Below are 4,604 nucleotides of genomic sequence, written 5' to 3' on the forward strand. Positions count from 1 at the left end.
CTGTCAAAAAACATACCGCCTGGCTTGTCTTTTCGCCCGCCTTCTGCGTCGCGGCAGCGGGTGCATAGTTCGACTATGCACCCGCTGCCGCTCCTTGAAGGCGGACGAAAATCCTGCGCCATTCGGTACGTTTTTTTCCGGCAATCGCCTAAGGCGATACGCATGGATTGGCCCTCCCGGTGCAACAAACCGCCGGAGCCCGCCATGTTGCCGACGGCGCGGTCTCCCGGCTCCGGCATGTTTGCTCGTGACACCGCTCCCCCGGCGTCATGTCTCTCTTGGCGCTCCCGCGCCACTTCAGCACGATCGAGCCCAGCAATGCACCTGTCCTAGGGTCTGTCCATGGTTTGCGCGTGGTCATAGGCAGGATTACGTGGTCTGTCGCAGGTTCCCCCGTCGCGGCTGAAGCCGCTCCCACGAAGACCCGCGCTTGCCCCCGTGGGAGCGGCTTTAGCCGCGACAGCACGCGTTCCGCAGCCCGGCCGGTCGCGGCTAAAGCCGCTCCCACGAAGATCCGCGCGCTCCCCCGTGGGAGCGGCTTTAGCCGCGACGCTGCGGCGGGCGAAACCGCACGCTGCCTCAACCGCCGACCCCGGTGGAAGGCATGCAACGGCGCACGACCCAGAAGGTGCGTGTACGATAGCGCCCACCTCAATACAACCACCGTCCCGCGGCGAGCCCCGATGACCGCAACCGCAACTCCCACAGACGACTACGACAATCCGTGGAAAGACATCCTCACGCACGCCTTCCCGGAATTCATGGCGTTCTACTTCCCCGACGCCCATCGGCAGATCGACTGGACGCGCGAGCACAGCTTCCTGGACACCGAGCTGCGACAGGTGGTGCGCGACGCCGAGCTCGGCAAGCGCTGCGCCGACATCCTGGTGCGGGTCACGCGCAAGGACGGCACCGAGCAATGGATCTACATCCACATCGAGGTCCAAGGACAGCGTGACGCGGACTTCCCCAAGCGCATGTTCACCTACAACTACCGGCTCTACGACCGCTACGACCGGCCCATTGCCAGCCTTGCCATCCTTGCCGACCTCGACCCCGGCTGGAAGCCCGCCGGCTTCGATCTCGACCAGCTCGGCTGCAGCCACCGCTTCCGCTTCCCCGTCGTCAAGCTGCTCGACCTTGCCGAGCGGTTGGAGCACCTGGAGCGCGACCCCAACCCCTTCGCGCTCATCAGCGCCGCGCATCTCTACACCGCCCGCACCCGCCACGACCCCGACGCCCGCTACCGCTTCAAGCGCCGGCTGGTGGAATTGCTCTACCGCCACGGCTGGACGCGCCAGCGCGTGCTGGATCTATTCGCCGTGCTGGACTGGATGATGCGCCTGCCCGAGAATCTCGAACAGCAACTCTGGCAAGACATCCACGCCCTCGAAGGAGCCCAGACCGTGCGCTACATCACCAGCGTCGAACGCATCGGCCGCCGCATCGGCTGGCGGGAAGGCCACCTCTCCGGAAAGCAGGAAGGTGAGCGCGAAGGCAAGCGCGAAGGCCAAGCCGCCTTGCTCGCCGGCATGCTGACGAAACGCTTCGGCCCGCTCGGCGACGACACCCGCGCGCGCCTCGAACAGGCCGACATCACCCAGCTCGAACGCTGGGCCGAGCGTCTGCTCGATGCCGCCACACTGCACGACGTCTTCGACGAGCACTGAGCGCGCCGCCCTCCCCCCGTGGGAACGGCTTCAGCCGCGACAGCACGCGTGCCGCACCCCCGGCAGCTCGCGGCTGAAGCCGCTCCCACAAAAATCCGTGCGCTCCCCAGTGGGAGCGGCCTTACCATGAAAGTCGCGCGCAGCGCGCTCCTTAGTCGCCCTCTCCCTCTGGGAGAGGGCCGGGGTGAGGGAAACGGCCATGGCGAGCAGCGCCTTTCATGCTCCGGGGTGGCGCCGGTCGCCATGGCCGTTAGCCGCGACGCGCCTCTGCGCACATGCTTCCTCGTGACCCCGCTCCAGCGGTGTCACGCATCGCCGGGCGCTCCCGCGCCCGCTCCAGTGCCGTAGGCTGCACAAACACGCAGCGCGCAAATCAAGGAACCCCCCTATGCCCCAAGACGCAACCGCCCTGAGAGAAGGCCGCCTCGTCCGCTGGCACCCAGACAAGGGCTACGGCTTCCTGCGCCCGGATGACGGCGGCAAAGACGTCTTCGTCAAACCCTATGCCCTGATGACTGGCATCTCGGCACGCCAGACCGGGTGGATGAGCGCGCACGGCGAGCGGCTGAAGCTGCCGCTCGCCGGCAGCGGGCACGCCGTCTGCGGCGCTGGCGGGCAGGTTTATCGGCTTGACAGCGGCCAGGTGGAACTACAAGGACCGAGCCCCGCGAGACGACGACGACACGCCTTGCCAAATGATCGCTGCGCTGATTTGATTGCCCGCGCGGCATCCTCGATGCAAAGGATCTAGACAAACTTTGGCATCCTTAAGGGCACCTCGAAAAATTCGAGGTGCCCGTGCGGGGCAGGACGCCCTGCCATTTCTCAAGCGCCCAAGCGCTTGAGAAATGGAGCGAAGCGGAAACCGCGTTTTCGCTTCGCGTCTTGAAAAATTGCCAGGACGGCAATTTTTCAAGATCCCCTTAGGTGATCAATCTGCGTGAGGAATCCCATGCTAACTGAATACATTCAAGCGGCCTTGGACCGCTCCGACTATAAAATGCTCGATGATCAGACGTGGTTTGCCGAAATCCCCGGGTTTGACGGCGTGTGGGCCAACGCGGCGACCGTGGAGGCATGTCGTTCCGAGTTGCGCGAGGTGCTGGAAGAGTGGTTAATTCTCAAACTACGTGATCAAGATCCGATCCCTACCGTCGCAGGCCTGGATCTTGGTATCGTGGAATCCGCGGGAGCGGATCAGCCAGGCCGATTCCGACATGCTGATGCAATGGTCCGAGCGGATTCTGGATGCGCAGAACTTGGACGACCTTTAGCATTGATGTGATGGGATGCGTCGTTGAGTGAGGTGAGCCAAGTCTCGGAGGTTCGAGATTTGCCCCTTGCCGCTTCGTAGCAGTCTCCGCTTGTTCTCTGCTCGCCAGAATTGGAAAGGAATCGTGGTACGTGCCCTATATTTCTCTATTTTTCCCATTAGTTAAAGAATGATCCGTCTCATTCCTCCAATCACGGCTGTCGAAACGATTGCCGAAGGCCCCTCGATTCGGGAACTGCATCGGTTGCGTCAGCAATATGGGCCTGGTCGGTGGAGGAAGAAAAAGGGTATTGCCTTGGTCGAAACGGACGACGGCGCTCATCAACCCGCCGAGATCCACTGGTACGAAGCCCACGGGATCGGCAAGGTCAAAACGAAGGTGAAACGATGGCTATAGAATTCGTGGTCTGTTTGCGAAAAGATAATGCCGGAGACATCTCGGGCGATGATCTACAGCTTGGCAGGCTCTATGAGTTGGTTGAAAAGGATGCCGGCCACGGGATGGTTCGGATCATCGACGAATCGGGCGAAGACTATCTCTATCCTCAATCCTGGTTCGATAGCGTTGTATTGAGTCCCGCGGCATCTGAGCAACTGGCCAGGGCGCTACCGCATCGATAAGCGGATGAAACCCTGCATCCCCTACACCATCACCCTCGATCGTCGAGTGGGAAGGTTGCTACGCGGCCGATTCTGCTGGCTACCTCTGTCGCCAAGCAGACCGCATATGACTTGTCGTCTTCCCCGCCTACAACCGGGCTGCAACCAGGCACGCTGAGCCCCGCGCGCATGGACTACACCGCCCACCCCACCGCCATCATCGACCATGGCGCCCGCATCGGGCCGGGCACGCGCATCTGGCACTGGGTGCACGTCTGCGCCGGCGCCGACATCGGCAGCGGCTGTTCCCTGGGGCAGAACGTCTACGTCGGCAATCGGGTGCGCATCGGCGACAAGGTCAAGATCCAGAACAACGTCTCCGTCTACGACGGCGTCACCCTGGAGGAGGGCGTCTTCTGCGGCCCGAGCATGGTCTTCACCAACGTCTACAACCCCCGCGCGTCAATCAGGAAGTCAAGCCGTATGCACTCATGGTCGGCGTGCCCGCCCGACACATCGGCTGGATAAGCGAGCACGGCGAGCAGATGCCGTTGCCACTGACGGGGGATGGTAGCTGGGTCTGCCCGCAGACCGGCGCGCGCTATGCGCTGCGGGTCGATCGGACCAGCCGGCAGGATGCTGGCTGAATGCCTGGCCAGTGGGAGCGGCTTCAGCCGCGACAGCGGCACGTTCCACATCCCGGCAGATCGCGGCTGAAGCCGCTCCCACAAAGACCCGCGCGTGCCCCCGTGGGAGCGGCTTTAGCCGCGACAGCCGCACGTTCCGCACCCCGGCAGATCGCGGCTGAAGCCGCTCCCACAAAGATCCGTGCCTCCCCATGCGAGCCGCCTTAGCCGCGGCGCGCACCAGCACACGTGACTTCTCGTGACACCGCTCCAGCGGTGTCACGCATCTCCGGGCGCTCCCGCGCCCGCGCCCGCGCCCGCGCCCGCTCCAGTGCCGTGGCGTGCAACAATTCACGTAGCGCGCAAATCAAGGAAACCCCCATGTCCCAAGACGCAACCGCCCTGAGAGAAGGCCGCCTCGTCCGCTGGAACCAA

At 63.6% G+C, this 4,604-nt stretch carries 5 protein-coding genes and 1 pseudogene; all 6 read left to right on the top strand.

Annotation, left to right across the window (positions count from 1 at the left end; translation table 11 throughout):
• Positions 1-683 precede the first annotated feature (683 nt).
• The 6 genes and pseudogenes from ML01_RS26390 (at position 684) to ML01_RS26400 (ending at position 4,190) form a co-directional block, all read left to right on the top strand.
• Positions 684-1,670 (top strand): DUF4351 domain-containing protein, encoded by a 987-nt coding sequence (locus tag ML01_RS26390; RefSeq protein ID WP_058558349.1) that lies wholly within the window; start codon positions 684-686, stop codon positions 1,668-1,670.
• 388 nt (positions 1,671-2,058) lie between these two features.
• On the top strand, positions 2,059-2,421 hold the full coding sequence (locus tag ML01_RS31580) for a cold shock domain-containing protein (RefSeq protein ID WP_058558350.1): 363 nt from the start codon (positions 2,059-2,061) through the stop codon (positions 2,419-2,421).
• Between the two features lie 201 nt (positions 2,422-2,622).
• A complete protein-coding gene (locus tag ML01_RS28180; RefSeq protein WP_216819293.1) occupies positions 2,623-2,955 on the top strand; it encodes a type II toxin-antitoxin system HicB family antitoxin in 333 nt (110 codons plus the stop codon).
• A gap of 157 nt (positions 2,956-3,112) precedes the next feature.
• Complete coding sequence (locus ML01_RS28185; RefSeq protein ID WP_082674706.1) at positions 3,113-3,340, top strand: hypothetical protein; 228 nt, start codon at positions 3,113-3,115, stop codon at positions 3,338-3,340.
• Positions 3,331-3,564, top strand: a complete 234-nt coding sequence (locus ML01_RS28190; protein WP_082674707.1) for a hypothetical protein — start codon at positions 3,331-3,333, stop codon at positions 3,562-3,564. Before ML01_RS28185 ends, ML01_RS28190 begins: the two co-directional genes overlap by 10 nt.
• A 168-nt stretch (positions 3,565-3,732) precedes the next feature.
• A pseudogene (locus ML01_RS26400) lies at positions 3,733-4,190 on the top strand (N-acetyltransferase).
• Positions 4,191-4,604 lie beyond the last annotated feature (414 nt).

Source organism: Thiohalocapsa sp. ML1, assembly GCF_001469165.1.
Classification (GTDB): domain Bacteria; phylum Pseudomonadota; class Gammaproteobacteria; order Chromatiales; family Chromatiaceae; genus Thiohalocapsa.